Annotated in this window: 16 protein-coding genes and 1 pseudogene; 11 read left to right on the top strand and 6 right to left on the bottom strand. The window is 64.2% G+C overall.

Going from position 1 to position 16,009, the window contains the following annotated elements:
- Nucleotides 1-7 precede the first annotated feature (7 nt).
- The 3 genes from pcaH to A9513_RS33230 form a co-directional block, all read right to left on the bottom strand.
- Entirely contained in the window at nt 8-727 is a 720-nt protein-coding gene (pcaH, locus tag A9513_RS33240) for a protocatechuate 3,4-dioxygenase subunit beta (protein ID WP_065086569.1), read from the bottom strand.
- A gap of 117 nt (nt 728-844) precedes the next feature.
- A complete protein-coding gene (pcaQ, locus tag A9513_RS33235; RefSeq protein WP_038803145.1) occupies nt 845-1,774 on the bottom strand; it encodes a pca operon transcription factor PcaQ in 930 nt (309 codons plus the stop codon).
- Nucleotides 1,775-1,780: 6 nt separating this feature from the next.
- Nucleotides 1,781-2,662, bottom strand: coding sequence for a helix-turn-helix domain-containing protein (locus tag A9513_RS33230; RefSeq protein ID WP_083196267.1), 882 nt, complete (start codon nt 2,660-2,662; stop codon nt 1,781-1,783).
- A 105-nt stretch (nt 2,663-2,767) separates the two neighbouring features.
- Here A9513_RS33230 and pobA point away from each other — a divergent pair, with 105 nt between their 5' ends.
- From pobA to A9513_RS33195, 9 genes are all read left to right on the top strand, one after another.
- Nucleotides 2,768-3,952 carry a 4-hydroxybenzoate 3-monooxygenase gene (gene pobA, locus A9513_RS33225; protein WP_065086568.1) on the top strand — a complete coding sequence of 395 codons (1,185 nt, stop codon included), beginning with the start codon at nt 2,768-2,770 and terminating at the stop codon, nt 3,950-3,952.
- Nucleotides 3,953-4,388: 436 nt separating this feature from the next.
- The gene (locus tag A9513_RS33220; protein ID WP_065086567.1) at nt 4,389-4,745 is read left to right on the top strand and encodes a hypothetical protein; all 357 of its coding nucleotides are present in this window, start codon (nt 4,389-4,391) and stop codon (nt 4,743-4,745) included.
- Nucleotides 4,746-4,928: 183 nt separating this feature from the next.
- Nucleotides 4,929-6,839 carry a di-heme-cytochrome C peroxidase gene (locus A9513_RS33215; RefSeq protein WP_065086566.1) on the top strand — a complete coding sequence of 637 codons (1,911 nt, stop codon included), beginning with the start codon at nt 4,929-4,931 and terminating at the stop codon, nt 6,837-6,839.
- A gap of 355 nt (nt 6,840-7,194) precedes the next feature.
- A complete protein-coding gene (locus A9513_RS33210) occupies nt 7,195-8,349 on the top strand; it encodes a catalase family protein (protein ID WP_065086565.1) in 1,155 nt (384 codons plus the stop codon).
- Between the two features lie 61 nt (nt 8,350-8,410).
- Nucleotides 8,411-9,031, top strand: a complete 621-nt coding sequence (locus A9513_RS35310; RefSeq protein ID WP_196912643.1) for an HNH endonuclease signature motif containing protein — start codon at nt 8,411-8,413, stop codon at nt 9,029-9,031.
- A 456-nt stretch (nt 9,032-9,487) separates the two neighbouring features.
- Entirely contained in the window at nt 9,488-10,066 is a 579-nt protein-coding gene (locus A9513_RS33205; protein ID WP_037011605.1) for a hypothetical protein, read from the top strand.
- 5 nt (nt 10,067-10,071) lie between these two features.
- Nucleotides 10,072-10,584, top strand: coding sequence for a hypothetical protein (locus tag A9513_RS33200; protein WP_065086564.1), 513 nt, complete (start codon nt 10,072-10,074; stop codon nt 10,582-10,584).
- Nucleotides 10,581-10,766, top strand: a complete 186-nt coding sequence (locus A9513_RS36695) for a hypothetical protein (RefSeq protein WP_255302919.1) — start codon at nt 10,581-10,583, stop codon at nt 10,764-10,766. The genes A9513_RS33200 and A9513_RS36695 overlap by 4 nt, the downstream gene beginning before the upstream one ends.
- Before the next feature lie 33 nt (nt 10,767-10,799).
- A complete protein-coding gene (locus tag A9513_RS33195; RefSeq protein WP_255302918.1) occupies nt 10,800-11,048 on the top strand; it encodes a hypothetical protein in 249 nt (82 codons plus the stop codon).
- A 59-nt stretch (nt 11,049-11,107) separates the two neighbouring features.
- Here A9513_RS33195 and A9513_RS36360 read toward each other — a convergent pair whose 3' ends face one another.
- Nucleotides 11,108-11,665: a hypothetical protein gene (locus tag A9513_RS36360; protein ID WP_196912642.1), complete on the bottom strand. Its 558-nt coding sequence runs from the start codon at nt 11,663-11,665 to the stop codon at nt 11,108-11,110.
- Between the two features lie 236 nt (nt 11,666-11,901).
- Between A9513_RS36360 and A9513_RS33185 the strand changes: the two genes are divergently transcribed.
- Nucleotides 11,902-12,819, top strand: coding sequence for a hypothetical protein (locus tag A9513_RS33185; RefSeq protein ID WP_024763331.1), 918 nt, complete (start codon nt 11,902-11,904; stop codon nt 12,817-12,819).
- Nucleotides 12,820-13,191: 372 nt separating this feature from the next.
- Here the strand turns inward: A9513_RS33185 and A9513_RS33180 are convergent, their stop codons facing one another.
- Nucleotides 13,192-13,905 carry a hypothetical protein gene (locus tag A9513_RS33180; protein ID WP_024763330.1) on the bottom strand — a complete coding sequence of 238 codons (714 nt, stop codon included), beginning with the start codon at nt 13,903-13,905 and terminating at the stop codon, nt 13,192-13,194.
- A 260-nt stretch (nt 13,906-14,165) separates the two neighbouring features.
- On the opposite strand from A9513_RS33180, the gene A9513_RS33175 reads away from it, so the two are divergent.
- Entirely contained in the window at nt 14,166-15,401 is a 1,236-nt protein-coding gene (locus A9513_RS33175; protein ID WP_052239067.1) for a tetratricopeptide repeat protein, read from the top strand.
- A gap of 69 nt (nt 15,402-15,470) precedes the next feature.
- On the opposite strand, the pseudogene A9513_RS33170 reads toward A9513_RS33175, so the two are convergent.
- Nucleotides 15,471-16,009 (bottom strand): annotated as a pseudogene (locus A9513_RS33170) (polyphosphate kinase 2); the annotation flags it as partial.

The raw sequence follows: 16,009 nt of genomic DNA, 5'->3' as shown, positions 1-16,009 counted from the left end.
GTCCTCCTCACTTGTTCTCGAAATGGGTCTTGCGCTGGCCGCGCAGCACGATGTCGAAGCGATAGGCCAGGCAGTCCATGGGGTTGGCGTTGCTCATGTCGAGCTTCGCGATCAGGCTTTCCACCGCATCCGGGTTGGCGATGGACCTGACGATGGGGCACATCGGAATCAGCGGGTCGCCCTCGAAGTACAGCTGGGTGATCAGCCGCGTGGAGATCGACGGGCCGCTGATGGAGAAGTGGATGTGCGCCGGGCGCCAGTCGTTCGGGCCGTTGCGCCAGGGATACGGGCCGGGCTTGATGGTGCGGAAGACGTAGCGTCCTTCGCGGTCGGTCAGCGCACGGCCGACGCCGCCGAAGTTCGGATCCAGCGGCGCGAGATAACGGTCGTTCTTGTGGCGATAACGGCCGCCGGCGTTGGCCTGCCACATCTCCACCAGGGTATGCGGCACGGGCTTGCCGTACTGGTCCATGACCCGGCCGGAAACGATGATGCGCTCACCGATGGGCAGGCCACCGTTGTTGAAGTTGAGCAGCAGGTCATTGTCGTGCTCGCCCATCTTCAGGTGCGAGAAGTCCGGGCCACTGGTTTCGGAAACCGATTGCGGAATGCTCACCAGCGCCTGGCGCGGGGAACGGGTGATGGAAGTCTTGTAGTCGGGCGTGAGGGCTTTGGGGTGCCAGTTTCGGTCACGAATGACGAAGCGGCTGTTTTCCGCGTCGGACATATCGGTCTCCTCTTGTTGGATTTATAGGAGCCTGTTGCATCAGGCAGTGCGGCAGAGTGTCACCCGCCCAACGGACCTGGAAAATTGAAAAGATACCCGCCATCCATAACCATAGGGTTATGGATAAGTCTCGCTGCGATAAGCTTCCCCCACCTCGCGCAGTACCTCCAGGCACCAGTGCGCGCCAAGGGAAAGCGGCAGCGTCGAATTGCTGCAAACCCCTACCGAACCGCCCGGCTCCTGTACATCCAGCGGCAGTTCGACCATCTCGCCGGAGCGCAGGTCCAGGCGCACCGAATCCAGCGGAGCGATCCACAGCGCGTCGCTGGTCAATACATAACGGCGGCTGAGCACCGTGGACAGGGTTTCCAGCCTCTGGCGCGGCTGGCCGAGGCCGCTCTGCACCAGCAGGCTGTCGGCGGACTTGCGAATGGTAGTGCCGGCCAGCGGCAGCACCAGCGGCCAGTCGTCCAGCGCCGAGGGCGGCAGCGGGCGACCCAGCAGCGGATGACCGGCGCGGGCCACCAGGGTCATTGCCTCGCTGTACAGGTGCTCGAAAGCGAGGCCCTGGATCTGCGGGCTTTCTGTCATGCGACCGACCACCAGGTCCAGCTCGCCCACACGCAATTGCGAGAGCAGGTGCGCACTCGGCCCGGTCACCACGCTGACCACCAGCGCCGGGTGACGCTCGTGCAGGCGCCGCACCGTCTCCGGCATCAGCAGGCTTTCGACAGTGGAGAGCACGCCCAGGCGTACCGTGCTGGAGGCGTACTCGCCGCCGCGCAGGCTGTTCACGCCGTCACGCAGCGCCTGCACGCAGGGGCCGGCGTAGCGCAGGAAGGCTACTCCCGCTTCCGTCAGACTGGCCCCGCTCTTGCCGCGCTCGAACAAGCTGGCTTCAAGCAGGTCCTCCAGCTCCTTGAGCGTCTTCGAGATGGCCGGCTGGCTCACGGCCAGGGCATCCGCCGCGCGGGCCAGGCTACCCTGGCGGGCCACTTCGAGGAAGCACACGAGGTGGCGGAACTTGATACGCGAATCGATATTCATGGCGGCTCAACGCAGCTCGCGGAACGCGCGGGGCGAAACCCCGGCGTAACGCTTGAAGAATCGGGAGAAATACGCGGGTTCGGAGAAGCCCAGGCTGTCCGACACCTGCTGGATGGTCATGGCTGTGTACACCAGGTTGCGCTTGGCCTCCAGCAGCAGGCGCTGGTGGATCATCTGCAGCGCCGACTGCCCGGCCAGGCGCCGGCACAGCGCATTGAGGTGCGCGGCGCTGATGCCCAGCGCCGCCGCGTAGTGTTCGATGGGCCGATGCAACCGGAAATCCTGCTCCAGCCGGCGGGAGAACGCCTGCAGATGCTCGACGCCGCGATCCTGCTGGCTTGCCTCCGCGCGGGACTGCTCCAGCGCCCGGCGGCTGAGCCAGACCAGCAGCATGTTGAGCAGCGATTGCAGCATCAGGTCGCGGCCCGGCACCTGCCCGGCGTACTCGCGGTCGATGGATTCGAACAGCGCATCCAGGTGACGCTTTCCCTCGCCCACGGCAAAGCACGCCGGCTGCTCCAGCACCGTGCTTTCCAGCAGGCTACCGAGCTGTTCGGCCAGTGGCAGACCCATGCTCAGCACCCAGCCCTGCACGTCCTCGGCGAAGCGAAAACCATGCACCGCCAGCGCCGGCGTGACCTGCAGCGACGCCTCGCGGATCGGCGTCAGCTGCCCCTCCACCTCCAGCTCCGCCGCACCGGCCTGCACGTAGAGCAGTTGCACCAGGTCGCCATGGCGATGCGGGCGGATTTCCCAGTCATGCAGGCGACTGCGCGAGGCGATCGACTCGCAGTGGATCAGGTCCGGCGTCGGCCAAACCGTCGTTTCGCCATACAGGCGGAACACCGGGACCGGATTGTCAGCACGTTGTTCGATCACCGCCCTAATCCATGAAAAGTCCAAGAAGACTGTTGGAAATTACCTTCAAAGACCGATCCCATCCACAAAAAATGCAGGAGACAAAAACAACAGCGCTCTCCAAGGAGCCACGCCATGAAGACCCAAGTCGCCATTATCGGCGCCGGCCCTGCCGGCCTCCTGCTTGGCCAGTTGCTGCACAAGGCTGGCATCGACACCGTGATTCTCGAACGCCAGACCCCCGACTACGTGCTCGGCCGCATCCGCGCCGGGGTACTCGAACAGGGCACCGCCGACCTGCTGCGCGAAGCCGGAGCCGGCGCGCGGATGGACGCCGAAGGGTTGCTCCACGACGGTTTCGAGCTGGTGCTCAACGGCCGCCGCCAGCGCATCGACCTCAAGGCCCTCACCGGCGGCAAGCAGGTGATGGTGTACGGCCAGACCGAAGTCACCCGCGACCTGATGCAGTCCCGTGCGGCCAGCGGCGCGATGAGCGTGTATGAAGCGACTGACGTGGAGCTGCACGACGTCACCAGCGACAAGCCCTACGTCACGTTCACCCATCAGGGCGAACGCGTGCGCCTGGACTGCGACTACATCGCCGGCTGCGACGGCTTCCACGGCGTGGCCCGGCGCAGCATTCCCGCCGAGCGCCTGAGCGTCTTCGAACGCGTATACCCCTTCGGCTGGCTCGGCCTGCTCAGCGACACCCCGCCGGTCAGCCACGAACTCATCTACGCCAGCAGCGAGCGCGGTTTCAGCCTGTGCAGCCAGCGCAGCGCCACCCGTAGCCGCTACTACCTGCAGGTAGGGTTGGATGAGAAGGTGGAGGATTGGTCTGACGGGCGTTTCTGGGACGAGCTCAAACGCCGTATTCCCGAAGACGTTGCGCGCCAGTTGGTGACCGGGGCGTCGCTGGAAAAGAGCATCGCCCCGCTGCGCAGCTTCGTGGTGGAGCCGCTGCAGTACGGCCGGCTGTTCCTGGTCGGCGACGCCGGGCACATCGTCCCGCCCACCGGCGCGAAGGGACTGAACCTGGCGGCCAGTGACGTTGACGCCCTGCATCGCATCCTGGTGAAAGTCTACGCCGACGGCCGCACCGACTTGCTGGCGCAGTACTCGCCGATTGCCCTGCGGCGCATCTGGAAGGCCGAGCGCTTCTCCTGGTGGATGACCTCAATGCTGCACCAGTTCCCCGACAGCGACGCCTTCACCCGGCGCATGCTGGAGACCGAGCTGGACTACTTCCTCGGCTCCGAGGCCGGGCGCACGACCATTGCCGAGAACTATGTCGGGTTGCCGTTCGAGGACGTGGCCTGACGGCGCTTCCCCAGGCCTGTAGGGCGCATAACGCGCCAGCGTTATCCGCCGTTCAAGTGCAGGCGGATAACCTGTTCCAGGTTATTCGCCCTACGATTCTGGGGTGAGGGGAATTCAGTGGTACGAACTTCCCCGAAGAAGACAGTTGCTGCTACAGGGAGGCTCCGTCGGTAGCCCTAAGTTGTAGGAGCGAGCTCGCGAACAGGGGCTCGCTGGGAGCTCCCCTGCCGGGCGGTTCGCAAGCAGGCTCGCTCCTACAAAAAGCATCGCGATCTATCCTTACCCTCCAGCCACATCGCTCGCCGCGACACCGCCGGAGGCCGTCATCGACCCGGACGAAGCCAACTTCCTCAGCTACCTGCTCGCCGAAAGCGGCGACGGAGACGCGCGCGCCTTCGCCACGCTGTATCGCTGCACCGCCCCGCGCCTCTACCCCTTGGCTCTGAAGCTGAAGGCCGATCAGACACAGGCAGACGCCCTGCTGGTCGACACCTTCCTCCACGCCTGGACCGACGCTGACCGCTATCACCCCGCGCGAATCGCCGCGCTGGACTGGATGATCGCCCTGCTCTACCAGCTCGCCGGCGACCCTTCCCCGCCGCCCAGCGACGAACCCTGGCCGGAACTGCCGCCCCCGGACGAACTCTGGCCCGCCATCCATGCGCGCCTGCCCGATGACGAAGAGGACAGCCCCGGCCTGCGCTGGCCGCTGATCATCGCCAGCGTGGTCGGCGTGCTGATCGGCGCGGTGATCTGCCTGAGCCTGCTGATGGAGCTGCGCCCCGCGACTTAGGCGCTTGCCTGAAAGACGATGGCTGCCGCCGCACATCCGCTCTCCGTATATCCGGAAACTCCCCGCCACACCCCGTAACCCGCCATAAAAACCCTGAATTCGGTGCGGCATCACCTTGCCAATCCGTCACGCAGTTGGCATAAACGTCCGAATCTTTTTCGCACACATAACAAGGAAGTTTCGATGCGCATTCTCGGACGCGTCCTACTGGCGATTTTGCTGCTGCTCTTGCTCGTCGGCGGCCTCATCGCCTGGTACACCGCGCATCCCAACCTGCCGGAATACACTCCGCCGCAGAAGATGATCCACCTCGAGGAGCAGTGGTCCAAACAGGACCGCGAAACCTACTACTACACGCCCCAGGGCACCCAGGTGAAAGGCCTGCGCTACAACTGGTTCACCCACCTCGAGCAGCCTTTCAACAAGGACAAGTTCGCCTCCCCGGAAAACCTTGCGCGCTTCGGCTTCCTCATCGAGCCCGAGCAGATCGGCCGCGCTCCTGACGACACCCTGGCCGCCACCGCAAAGAATCCCGGCAACCTGCCGGTCGGCTTTGCCCGCCACCAGGACGGCGAGACCGGCGCCTGGTACCTGGACATCACCTGCTCCGCCTGCCACACCGGCGAGCTGCGCTACAAAGGCACCGCCATCCGCATCGACGGCGGCGCGGCCATGCACTCCATCGCCTCCACCGTGCCCACCCTGCGCGGCGGCGCGTTCGGCCAGGCGCTGGGCGCCAGCCTCGCCTCCACCTACTACGTGCCGTGGAAGTTCGACCGCTTCGCCAAGGGCGTACTGGGCGACCGCTATCCCAAGGGCAAGGCCGCGCTCAAGCGCGACGTGCGCAACGTGCTCGGCACCCTCGTCTCCACCGCCTGGAACGACACCCACCGCGGCCTCTACCCGACCCTGGAAGGCCCCGGCCGCGCCGACGCCTTCGGCCGTATCGCCAACAGCGTGTTCGGCGATGGCATCGACGCCTCCAACTACCGCGTCGCCAACGCCCCGGTGAACTACCCGCAGGTGTGGGACATCTGGAAATTCGACTGGGTGCAGTGGAACGGCTCGGCCATGCAGCCCATGGCGCGCAACATCGGCGAAGCCCTTGGCGTCGGCGCCACCCTGCGCCTGTTCGAAAGCGACGGCAAGCCGGTGATGGGCGATGAGCGCTACGCCTCCAGCGTGCGCCTGCGCGACCTCTACACCCTCGAAGAAACCCTCAAGCAGCTCAAGCCGCCGGCCTGGCCGAAAGACGTCTTCGGCGAGATCGACCTGAAGAAAGCCTCCCAGGGCCGCGCCCTGTTCCAGGCCAACTGCGTCTACTGCCACGGCCCGCACGTGAAAGAGCCCGGCGCCAAGGACTACATCGCCCCGGCCCGCGTGCCCGAGTGGCGCATGAAGCTGGTGTCCACGAAAGAGATCGGCACCGACTCGACCACCGCCGACAACATCGCCGACCACACCTTCGACATCCGCGCGCTGAAGCTGAAGACCGACGAGCTGCAGGGCATGAACGTCCACCTCTACCCGCAGAGCGACGTGCCGCTGGACCTGTCGAAGATCTCCGCCGCCAAGGGCCTGGCCTACGTCACCGCCTTCGTCGAGCAGCGCGCCTACCGCGACGCGCACATCAGCGAGCCACAGCAGCAGGAAATGAACGGCTACGGCCTGCCCATCGGCGTGCAGGAACTGCGCGCCTACAAGGCCCGCCCGCTGGACGGCATCTGGGCCACCCCGCCCTTCCTGCACAACGGCTCGGTGCCCAACCTGTTCCAGATGCTCTCCCCGGTGGCCGAGCGCGACGCGCAATTCTGGGTCGGCAGCTTCGAGTACGACCCCAAGTTCGCCGGCTACCGCACCGAGCGCTTCCCCGGCGGCTTCCTCTACAAGACCAGCGTCACCGGCAACAGCAACCGCGGCCACGAATTCCGCGACGGCTGCCGCCAGGACGGCGTCATCGGCCGCGCCCTGTCGCCGGAAGAACGCTGGGCGCTGGTGGAATACCTGAAGGTGCTGGGCAACGCCGAATACGAAAGCAAGCTCGACCCGAACGTCCCCACCCCAGCGTGGACGCCCGGGCCGAAGTGCGAATAACCGGCCAGCGCTGAACTGTCTTTTGTTTTTTTGTAGGACCGAGGGGGACGCCTAGTCCTTGCTCGCGAACAGCCTCCCCACCGCTCCAGAGTGAAGCGGGTTCGCGAGCAAGCTCGCTCCTACAGGCAACCCTAGGCTCCGCAGCAATCTGTAACACCGATCCGCCCCCTCTCCCCCTGGGAGAGGGCTGGGGTGAGGGCCAGCCGCCCGCTCCCAAGCACCACCGAAACACCGACCCCATCCCCTCTCCCTTCAGGGAGAGGGCTAGGGAGAGGGAAACGCTCCACAGCCAGCCCGCACGGGCCAGGGAACGGAATCCCCTCCAAAAAAAGAAAACACCAAAGGACCCCGTGCCATGCGCTCCCTGCTCACCCGAATCTGGCTCTTCCTCGGCAAATGGCTCGGCCGTCTGCTGCTCGCCATCGCCGCCATCGGCCTGCTCGGCTGGGGCATCGGCAGCCTCTACTACGCCTGGAAATTCTCCGGCCCCGTCTCCGCCCAGGAAGAAATCCCGCCGGGCGAAGCCCAGCTCACCCAGGCCATCATCGAAGACGCCGTGCGCATCGTCGAACAGCACCGCGACAACACCCGCGTGCTGCGTGACGCCCACGCCAAGGCCCACGGCTGCGTGAAGGCCGAAGTCACGGTCGCCAGCGACATCGCTCCCGGCCTGCGCCAGGGCGTGTTCGCCGAACCGGGCCACAAGTGGGACGCCATGGTCCGCTTCTCCAACGGCAACGCCTACCCGCAGTTCGACAGCGCCCGCGACGCCCGCGGCATGGCCATCAAACTGCTCGACGTCCCCGGTGCCAAGCTGATGCCCGGCAAGGGCCACGACACCGAGCAGGACTTCGTCATGTTCAACCACCCGGTGTTCTTCGTCCGCGACGTCGCCGAATACCGACAGAACTTCGCCGCGCAAGCCAGCGGCCAGAAGGTCGCCGCCTTCTTCCCCAGCTGGAAGCCCAGCACCTGGGAAATCCGCCACCTGGTCATCGCCCTGCAGACCCTCGCCCCCGCGCCCGACAGCCCCTTCGAAACCGGCTACAACGGCATCGCGCCGTACAAGCTGGGCGAGGCGAACAACATCAAGTTCCGCGTCATCCCGCAGGCCGAAGGCTGCCCGGCCTACCAGTTGCCCAAGCTCAACGAAAAACTGCCCAACTTCCTGCGCACCGCCATGTACCAGCAACTCTCGGTCGACCGCGTCCCCGCCTGCTTCGCCCTGCAAGTGCAGAAACAGGACCCGAGCAAATACATGCCCATCGAAGACACCAGCGTCGAATGGAGCGAATCCGACGCTCCCTTCCAGACCGTCGCCACCGTCAGCATCCCGCCCCAGGACTTCGACAGCCGCGAGCAGAACCTCGCCTGCGACAACATCTCCTACAACCCGTGGCATGCCCTGCCGGAGCACCAGCCAATTGGCGGGATCAACCGGTTGCGGAAGGCGGTTTATGAGGCGGTGAGTGTTTATCGGCATCAGCGCAATGGAGTGGGCGGGGAATAGTCCCGTCCAACTCACAAGAGACGCAGTAACTGAAATTCAGCGGCAAAAAAGTTGGCGATAGATGACGTTTCACGATTGGTTGATTGCCCAAGGCAAAAGCCCCAAGACCATCAAACACTACACCGGTGCCATCGACGGGCGCCTACAAGGGATGACTGCGCATTTCAATAATGGCGACTTCTCGCTGGGCGATATCAAGACCAGCGCAGCATTCGCCGACACTTGCCAGAGGTTCGATCCAACTGAGGAAATCCTGCCGCTGAATACACGCGGGAAGGACATGTATCGCCGAGCTCTGGTGATGTATGCGGAGTATCGGCAAGGTTCACAGAATGAAGCAGAGGTCCTGCTGGACCTTTTCCAGCGATCAGTGCAACGAGCACTGCAGGATACCAGCGAACAGCGAAGATCCCGCCTCGCTAAAGCTCCCAAGAAGCCAAGTAGAAAGATAGTTCCTACGGTGGTGTTCAACCGTAATCCCGATGTAGTAGCCGAAGTCTTGGCGCGAGCGAAAGGGAAATGCGAAGGCTGCAAGAAACCTGCACCCTTCATACGCAAATCGAACAACTCGCCCTATCTAGAAGTACATCACCGAACTCCACTCGCTCAGAACGGAGAGGATACGGTACAGAACGCCATTGCACTTTGCCCAAACTGCCACCGCGAAAGACACTTTGGCTAACCAAGCTTCCGATTAGTTGAGTGCGCTAACTGCTTATTCTAAAAATTTTCATATCGACCGCCACCGTCGTGGACAAACGCTCGATCCACGCTGGAGAGTTAATTGATTAGCAGCAGGTTGGCAGAAATGTTGGGGAAACAATGAGGCGCACGATAGAAACTCTGCAATATGTTGAACAGCGCAGAACCTAGCGAGATAACTGAATGCGAGAGCGGGATTGGCAGGATGCTTTCTGGGTGAGCTCAGGCGCTCGGCGGGTGCTCGCTGATTGCCGGGCGCAGCGGCTGGCGAGGCTGGGCGAAGCGGTTGCAGAGCTAGGAAGCTCAAGCATGGGTGCAGCTGGAGAGGCAATTGGCTCAAGGCTGTCAGTTAGCTACCATGTCGCGCCCCTCACTAAGGGGCTGCGGGCGCGGATGTCGCGCGGCGCAAGGATGAATCAGTGCCTCAGGGATACTTATGCGCAAACTTTTCGGCATCCTACCGCTCGCCATCGCCCTTACGCTTTCCGCCTGCAGTTGGGATCAATCCCTGCACAATGTCAATGCTTTCGACAAGTATGCGACCCTGCGCTTCTTCGAACTCTACAAGACTGATATCCAGTATTCGCGATTCGATGAAGAAGCCGGCATGCGCCAGCGTGATGCTTACTCGCCGTACATGTTGCCGGTGCGCATCGCCGATAGCGATCAGTGGATGGACTTCACCGATGACCTGGGGCCCAAGTACCTGACCTTCGGCAAACGCCTGGAGCGCGATACTTTTCCGGCCGGGCTGGAGCCGGTGCTGACTTTCATCGCCTGGAGCGAACTGCCGCTGGAGCAGCGTATCCAGAGCCGCGAGAAGCTAAGTGCCCGCCCGGAGTTCACCGCGATCAATGCCCGCCTGGAGCTTGAGCGCGGTAGCAACGAGCCCCTGCTGGTATTCACTAAGAGTGCACTGGCCTTCACCCGCAAGCCGCAATATGCCGTCGACTATGCCAACGCGCGAACCATGCTGCGAACTGCCGCGGCCTGGCACGAGCATCCGAAAGAGTAGCGGGCATGCGTATCGAGCTGATTGCATCGCAGATGCTGGGATTCTGGAACTCCTGTGGTGAAGTCAGCCAGTGCGAGTTTCAGTTCGGCCAGCGACTGATCTACGTCGCGCACCCTACTGGTGAAGCGTCGGAGTCTTATTTGCGGGCGGTCCGACCACTGGCCCAAGCCGCGTGGGACGATATCGACGCGGTCATCGCATTTACCTGGGAGACGGTCCGCCCTGGCGAGCCGGAACTCTGGCAATTACTGGAGTCAGCCACCTGCCGGGGTTCGCCGCTGGAGGTCTTCTCGATCCATATTGCCGCGGGGAACAGCACAGCGTCCTACACGCTGTCTTGGAATCCGGACTTCGATTGGCGGCAGGAGGTCTACGGCGAGTTCGACACTTGGAAGGAGTCACCCATCGCGCTGCAGCGATTCGAACCGGAAAAAGATCTCTGGCTGAGCATCAGGCGCCACGGCGACGGGCGCTTCGAGTTGGAAAAGCCTAAGCCCCTGGCCTGGGGCACCGAATGAATCGACTCTCCTGCAAACTGTACAAGTCGCGCTACAGCATGGACTTTTACCCAGCCCTGAGCATTGACGGGCTGCCGCTGGAAGTCTGGTTGCCGCAACACGATGCAAGCGCAGAACTCGACTTGGTCTGCGCTCATGCAGGCCTCTACAGCGATACCGATTCAGCGCTGATCTGGGATTGATCGTATTCCGTGGCACCGGGCTGGAGGACGGTCGTGCCTTTGCTGGTGTGCTCCGATGACCTGGACCTGAGCTGCGCGGTGATCGCTGTCGAACAGGTGGCAGACGAGCAACATGTTCGCTGGGAGCGCTTCGGCTTGTTGCGCGAGTGTATTACCCACCCCACTCCCATTCCCGAGTATTACGACATTCCACCGGCAGTGTTCGACCGCGACCAGTTCATCGCCGCGCTGGACGATTTTCGTCGGGAAATCGGGCTGCGGATGGAATGGGATCTGCCGTGATGGCGCAGGGCGCGGCGCAGCATCAGCCTCGCCCTCCCTGCTGAGGCGTCCCACAAAAATCAGAGCCGGCCGGTCAGCTTGAGGACGGTGAAGACCAATCCGCCGATGGTCATCGCGGCCGAAAGGATGGTGCCGAGGATCAGCGGGACGAAGGTAGCCGGCGAGACATGGGGCGAGACTTCCAACTGGAAGCCGGGGCGGATGTGTTCCGGGGTCAGGCAGGTGACCTGGTAATCGCCGGGTTCGCTGCAGCTGAACTCGCCCAGTGGGTTGCTGGAGTTGCCGCCCATGTCGCTGCGCCGCACGCTGAACAGGTTGAAACGGCTATAGCGCTGGTACGGCACGGGCTGGCCGGAGGCGCGGGCGGTGATGGCGAAGTCGGCGGAGAAATAGGCGGTGCCGGTGACCACGGTGAAGGCCGGGAAGACGATGTTGATGACGTAGCGCCCGGCGCGGGGCAAGGCGACCGTTTGCGGGCGCGTGGCGTCGGCCCAGCGCTGGCGCACGGCCGGGAAGATGATGCGGCGCAACCGGCCGATACAGCGGGTCAGCAGGTAGCCGCCCAGCAGCATCAGCACGGGAGCGCCCCATAGCAGGGTGGTGGGTTCGAGGGTCATGGGCGCCCTGCTCTGTCAGGTACGTTGGCTGGGGTAGCAGGAACTATAAGCCAGCCGTTCCCCGAGCATGCAATCTGCGGCGCTGCGCGGGCCCGATCCTGCAATCTGCATGGCCATCGGCCGCCGAAATTTTCCAAGCCATTGATTAGACTAGAAATATTATTTTGTTACACCTGGCATAGCCGCTGCAGCGGAAAGACGGAGGCTTCCACCTCTCTTTCACGGAGCAGTCAGCAATGATTACAACGACCGATGCCTACGCCACCACTGCCGTGGATACCACCGACCATTCGGGGGTGTCCTGGGCGGCGGTATTCGCCGGAGCCGCCGGGGCGGCGGCGCTGTCCCTGATCCTGATCATCCTGGGCTTCGGCCTGGGCTTTTCCGCGGTGTCGCCCTGGCCGGGCGATGGCGCGACGCTCAAGCAGATAGGCGTTTCCACCATCGTCTGGCTGATGCTGACGCAGATCCTCGCCTCGGGCCTGGGTGGCTACATCGCCGGGCGCCTGCGCGCGCGCTGGGCAACGCTGCATGACGACGAGGTGTATTTCCGCGACACCGCGCACGGCTTCCTCGCCTGGGCCGTGGCGACGCTGGTAACCGCGACGCTGGTGGTGGGCTCGGTCAGCAATATCGTCGGCGGTGGCCTGCAGGCCGGGGCTTCTGCGGCAACCACCACCGCCGCTACCGCGAGTTCGAACACCAGCGCCAGTGGTACGGACGACGGCTCGGCGTACTTCATCGACATGCTGTTCCGCGATAACCGCCCGGTGGCCGTCAGTGACGACGCTGCCCATGCCATCGCCACGCGCATCTTCCTGCGCGGCCTGGCCGACGGGCAGTTGAGCGCGGACGATCGCAGCTATCTCGCCCGCGTGGTTTCGCAGCGTACCGAGATCAGCCAGGCGGAAGCCGAGCAGCGCATCGACCAGGTATTCGCTGCGGCCCAGCAGGCCAAGCTGAAAGCACAGCAAGCGGCCGATACCGCGCGCAAGGTGGCCGCCGCCTCGGCGTTGTGGATGTTCGTGGCCCTGCTCTGCGGCGCCTTCTTCGCCAGCTTCCTGGCCATCCACGGTGGCCGTCGCCGCGATGCGGTGGTGCTGCTGACCAATACCCGCACGCTGCATTCCACGCAGTCCCGTCCTGCCCACTGACCGGAGGCACACCATGCGCTCGATCCTTCTGTATTTCCTCGGCGTTCCAATCCCGATCATCATCCTGATCGCGCTGTTCTGGCACTGATTGCGGCCGGTTGGCGCAGTGACGAAAAAGCCGTCCTCGGGACGGCTTTTTCAATGGGGCGCCGAGTGGGTTCGCAAGCAAGGAACCGGCGTCCGTCCGGACCTGCACGATCAACCCTTTCCCTTCCGCAGCCAGGAATGGGGAGAGCTGCGCAGCCCTTCCAGAAGAGGCCAATTGCCCGGCCGGTTCCGGCAGGAACGAACCTTCCGGCGAATCATCGGAACAGCAGTCGCAACGGCGATGGATAGAGCAGCACTCCAATCCATCCTAAGTACATGGCGACCTCAGCCGCAGGAGCCGTCCATGGTTTCCTGGCTTTCACGGATGATGCGCTGGCCTTCGTCGCGCAGTTGCGTCCAGGTGGGTATTTCATGGCAGAGCTCGGCGACGCGCACGGTCATCTCGCCGATCTTGTGCATCGCCCTGGCGGAGCCGCAAATGCCAAGGTCCTGGTTGTTGGCTTGCTGGCCAAGCCGTTCCATGTAGGCCTGGCCTTTCTGCTGCGCTGCCTGGCAGCCGCCGGTGAGGTCGACGGAGCCGACTTCGCCGGAAACCGCTGCGCCACCGGCGCTCTGGCTGCCACCGGCCGGCGCAGCCGGGGCATCGGCCTGCACCAACTGGCTGTTGCTGAACACGCCGCTGGCGGTGGTGCCATTCGGGTAGCGATAGGTGCCGTGGCCGCTGAGCGTGCCGTTCTGCAACTCGCCTTCGTAGCGGTCGCCCTTGGCCCACTGGATCACCGCGGGGCCGTTGAAACTGCCCTTGCGCAGGGTGCCCTCGGTGGTGGAGAACACCTGGCCGTCCACCAGCGACAGGAGGATGCCCTTGCCGTCGGCGAAACCGCCCACGCACTGGCCGGACCAGATGTAGCTGGGATTGGAGCGCTGGGCGTTCCAGTCCTGAACCAGGCAGCCCTTGTCCGTTCTGGCGAACTCGCCGGCAAGGCCCGCTGCGCTGACAAGCATGGCGAGCAGGCTCGCCAGTCCGATTCGATTCATTCGATCACCCGCTGACAAGGCTTCAGGGCCCGATGGCTTTCCTGCCGGCAAAGAATAGTGGCGGGCCGATATCACCGCTAGCCGGGAGACAGCGGCGGCGCGGAGGAGACTTCGTACTTATCGCCGCCGCGGGCAGGAAATATCCGATAGAGCCCGCTCCCCCCGCTCCCTAGCCTTGCGCTCCATGCAATCGAGGGCGCGCGAGCTTGCTCATTCCGGGCAGAAATACCCGCCGCCCTCCTGCCCTGGAGAGTTTCTGCATGTCTGCCGTCGAGAAGAAGTTCCAAAAGCTGGCCGCCACCTTCCGCGCCGCCCTGGCGGCAGGCAATTACCGCCAGGGCCGCGACGTGGCGCGTCAGGCGCTGCAGCTCTCGCCGAACAATCCGACGCTGCTGACGGACTACGCCCTGTGCCTGATGCGCACCAAAGACTACGAACAGGCCTACAAGACCTACCTCAAGCTGCTGAATACGCTGGGCGAAGAGAGGATGCCGGACACCGCGCTGGACGGGCTGACGGAGGTTTGCGGCTGGCTGAAGCGGGAAGACCTGGTGCGCCGCTACGGCAACCTGTCGCTCAGCGTGGCGGATCGCAAGTACGGCCAGCTCCCCGCCTATCCCCTGCCCGATGCGCCGCCCCCGCCGTTTGACGGCTCAACCCCGGAACGCAACCTGATCGTGTTTTCGCTGTTCGGCGCCCGCCCCCGCTATTGCGAGAGCGCGCTGAAGAACGTGGAAGCCGCACGCGAGCTGTTCCCGCAATGGCGCTGCCGCTTCTACGTGGACGACACGGTGCCGCCGACGGTGCTGGATCGCCTGGCGAAAGCCGGGGCGCAGGTGGTGCTGGTGGACGCGGCGACACGCGCTTCGATCCCGCCGACGATGTGGCGCTTCCTGGTGATGGAGGACCGCGAAGTCTCGCGCTTCCAGGTGCGCGATGCCGACTCGCTGCTCTCCGAACGCGACCGGGCGGCCGTTGAGGCGTGGCTGCGGAGTGGCTACTGGTATCACCACATGCGCGATTACTTCAGCCACACCGAACTGCTGCTGGCGGGCATGTGGGCTGGCTGTCACAACCCGAACCTGCCGGGCATCCGCGAGCTCATCGCCCAGTACCTGAAGGATGAGAAGGCGCATCCGCGCTTCGCCGACCAGTACTTCCTGCGCCGCAGCCTGTGGCCGACCATCCGCCAGAGCCTGCTGAACCATGACGAACTGTTCGGCTTCCTGGAGGCGCAGCCCTTCCCCGCGCACGAGCCGGTGCGCTGGCGGATGGAAGCCTTCCATGTGGGCTGCAACGTCAGCTACCAGGGCATCAAGGTGCCGAGCCAGCTGAAGGACGGCGAGCTGCAGCCCTGGGGCCTGTTCGAAGCCGAAGGCACGCTGCTGTGCCGTTACGAATCGTCAGTGGCCAAGGGGCACTGGGAGGAATGGATGCCGTACTTCCTCTGCGACGCCATCGCGGACGGCCGCTGCACGGTGCGCAGCCTGGCGTGATTGATCCCCGAGTGCGAATCGCGCCGGTGGCGCGACTCCCCGCCATCCTGCGAAAGCGCCCGCGGCCGGTCAGTAGACTTCCGGCACCTGCAACTCCTGCGGCGTGGGATGCCGGCGGTAGCCTTCGTGGCGCTGCCGCTCGGGCAGGCTGACAGCGGGCAGGTGCACTTCCTGGTAGGGAATCTGGCTCAACAGGTGGCTGATGCAGTTCAGTCGTGCGCGCTTCTTGTCATCGGCCTGCACGATCCACCAGGGCGCCTCGGGGATGTGGGTGCGCTCGAGCATGATTTCCTTCGCCTTGGTGTAGGACTCCCAGCGGCGGCGCGATTCCAGGTCCATGGGGCTGAGCTTCCATTGCTTGAGCGGATCATGGATTCGGCTGAGGAAACGGTAGTGCTGTTCCTCGTCGGAAATGGAAAACCAGTACTTGATGACCTGGATGCCGGACCGCACCAGCATGCGCTCGAACTCGGGCACGCTGCGGAAGAACTCCTCGTACTGGCCGTCGGTACAGAAGCCCATTACCCGCTCGACCCCGGCGCGGTTGTACCAGCTGCGGTCGAACAGGACGATCTCCCCCGCCGCCGGCAGGTGCGAGACGTAGCGTT

The organism is Pseudomonas sp. AU12215 (genome assembly GCF_001675465.2).
In the GTDB taxonomy this organism is placed as follows: domain Bacteria; phylum Pseudomonadota; class Gammaproteobacteria; order Pseudomonadales; family Pseudomonadaceae; genus Pseudomonas; species Pseudomonas nitroreducens.
This window is presented reverse-complemented; position numbering and strand designations above follow the sequence as displayed.

Bases quoted from the DNA above. Each gene is read 5' to 3' on its own strand.
- pcaH (WP_065086569.1), bottom strand. From the start codon at position 727: ATGTCCGACGCGGAAAACAGCCGCTTCGTCATTCGTGACCGAAACTGG.
- pcaQ (WP_038803145.1), bottom strand. From the start codon at position 1,774: ATGAATATCGATTCGCGTATCAAGTTCCGCCACCTCGTGTGCTTCCTC.
- pobA (WP_065086568.1), top strand. From the start codon at position 2,768: ATGAAGACCCAAGTCGCCATTATCGGCGCCGGCCCTGCCGGCCTCCTG.
- A9513_RS33215 (WP_065086566.1), top strand. From the start codon at position 4,929: ATGCGCATTCTCGGACGCGTCCTACTGGCGATTTTGCTGCTGCTCTTG.
- A9513_RS33210 (WP_065086565.1), top strand. From the start codon at position 7,195: ATGCGCTCCCTGCTCACCCGAATCTGGCTCTTCCTCGGCAAATGGCTC.
- A9513_RS35310 (WP_196912643.1), top strand. From the start codon at position 8,411: ATGACGTTTCACGATTGGTTGATTGCCCAAGGCAAAAGCCCCAAGACC.
- A9513_RS33205 (WP_037011605.1), top strand. From the start codon at position 9,488: ATGCGCAAACTTTTCGGCATCCTACCGCTCGCCATCGCCCTTACGCTT.
- A9513_RS33200 (WP_065086564.1), top strand. From the start codon at position 10,072: ATGCGTATCGAGCTGATTGCATCGCAGATGCTGGGATTCTGGAACTCC.
- A9513_RS36695 (WP_255302919.1), top strand. From the start codon at position 10,581: ATGAATCGACTCTCCTGCAAACTGTACAAGTCGCGCTACAGCATGGAC.
- A9513_RS36360 (WP_196912642.1), bottom strand. From the start codon at position 11,665: ATGACCCTCGAACCCACCACCCTGCTATGGGGCGCTCCCGTGCTGATG.
- A9513_RS33185 (WP_024763331.1), top strand. From the start codon at position 11,902: ATGATTACAACGACCGATGCCTACGCCACCACTGCCGTGGATACCACC.
- A9513_RS33180 (WP_024763330.1), bottom strand. From the start codon at position 13,905: ATGAATCGAATCGGACTGGCGAGCCTGCTCGCCATGCTTGTCAGCGCA.
- A9513_RS33175 (WP_052239067.1), top strand. From the start codon at position 14,166: ATGTCTGCCGTCGAGAAGAAGTTCCAAAAGCTGGCCGCCACCTTCCGC.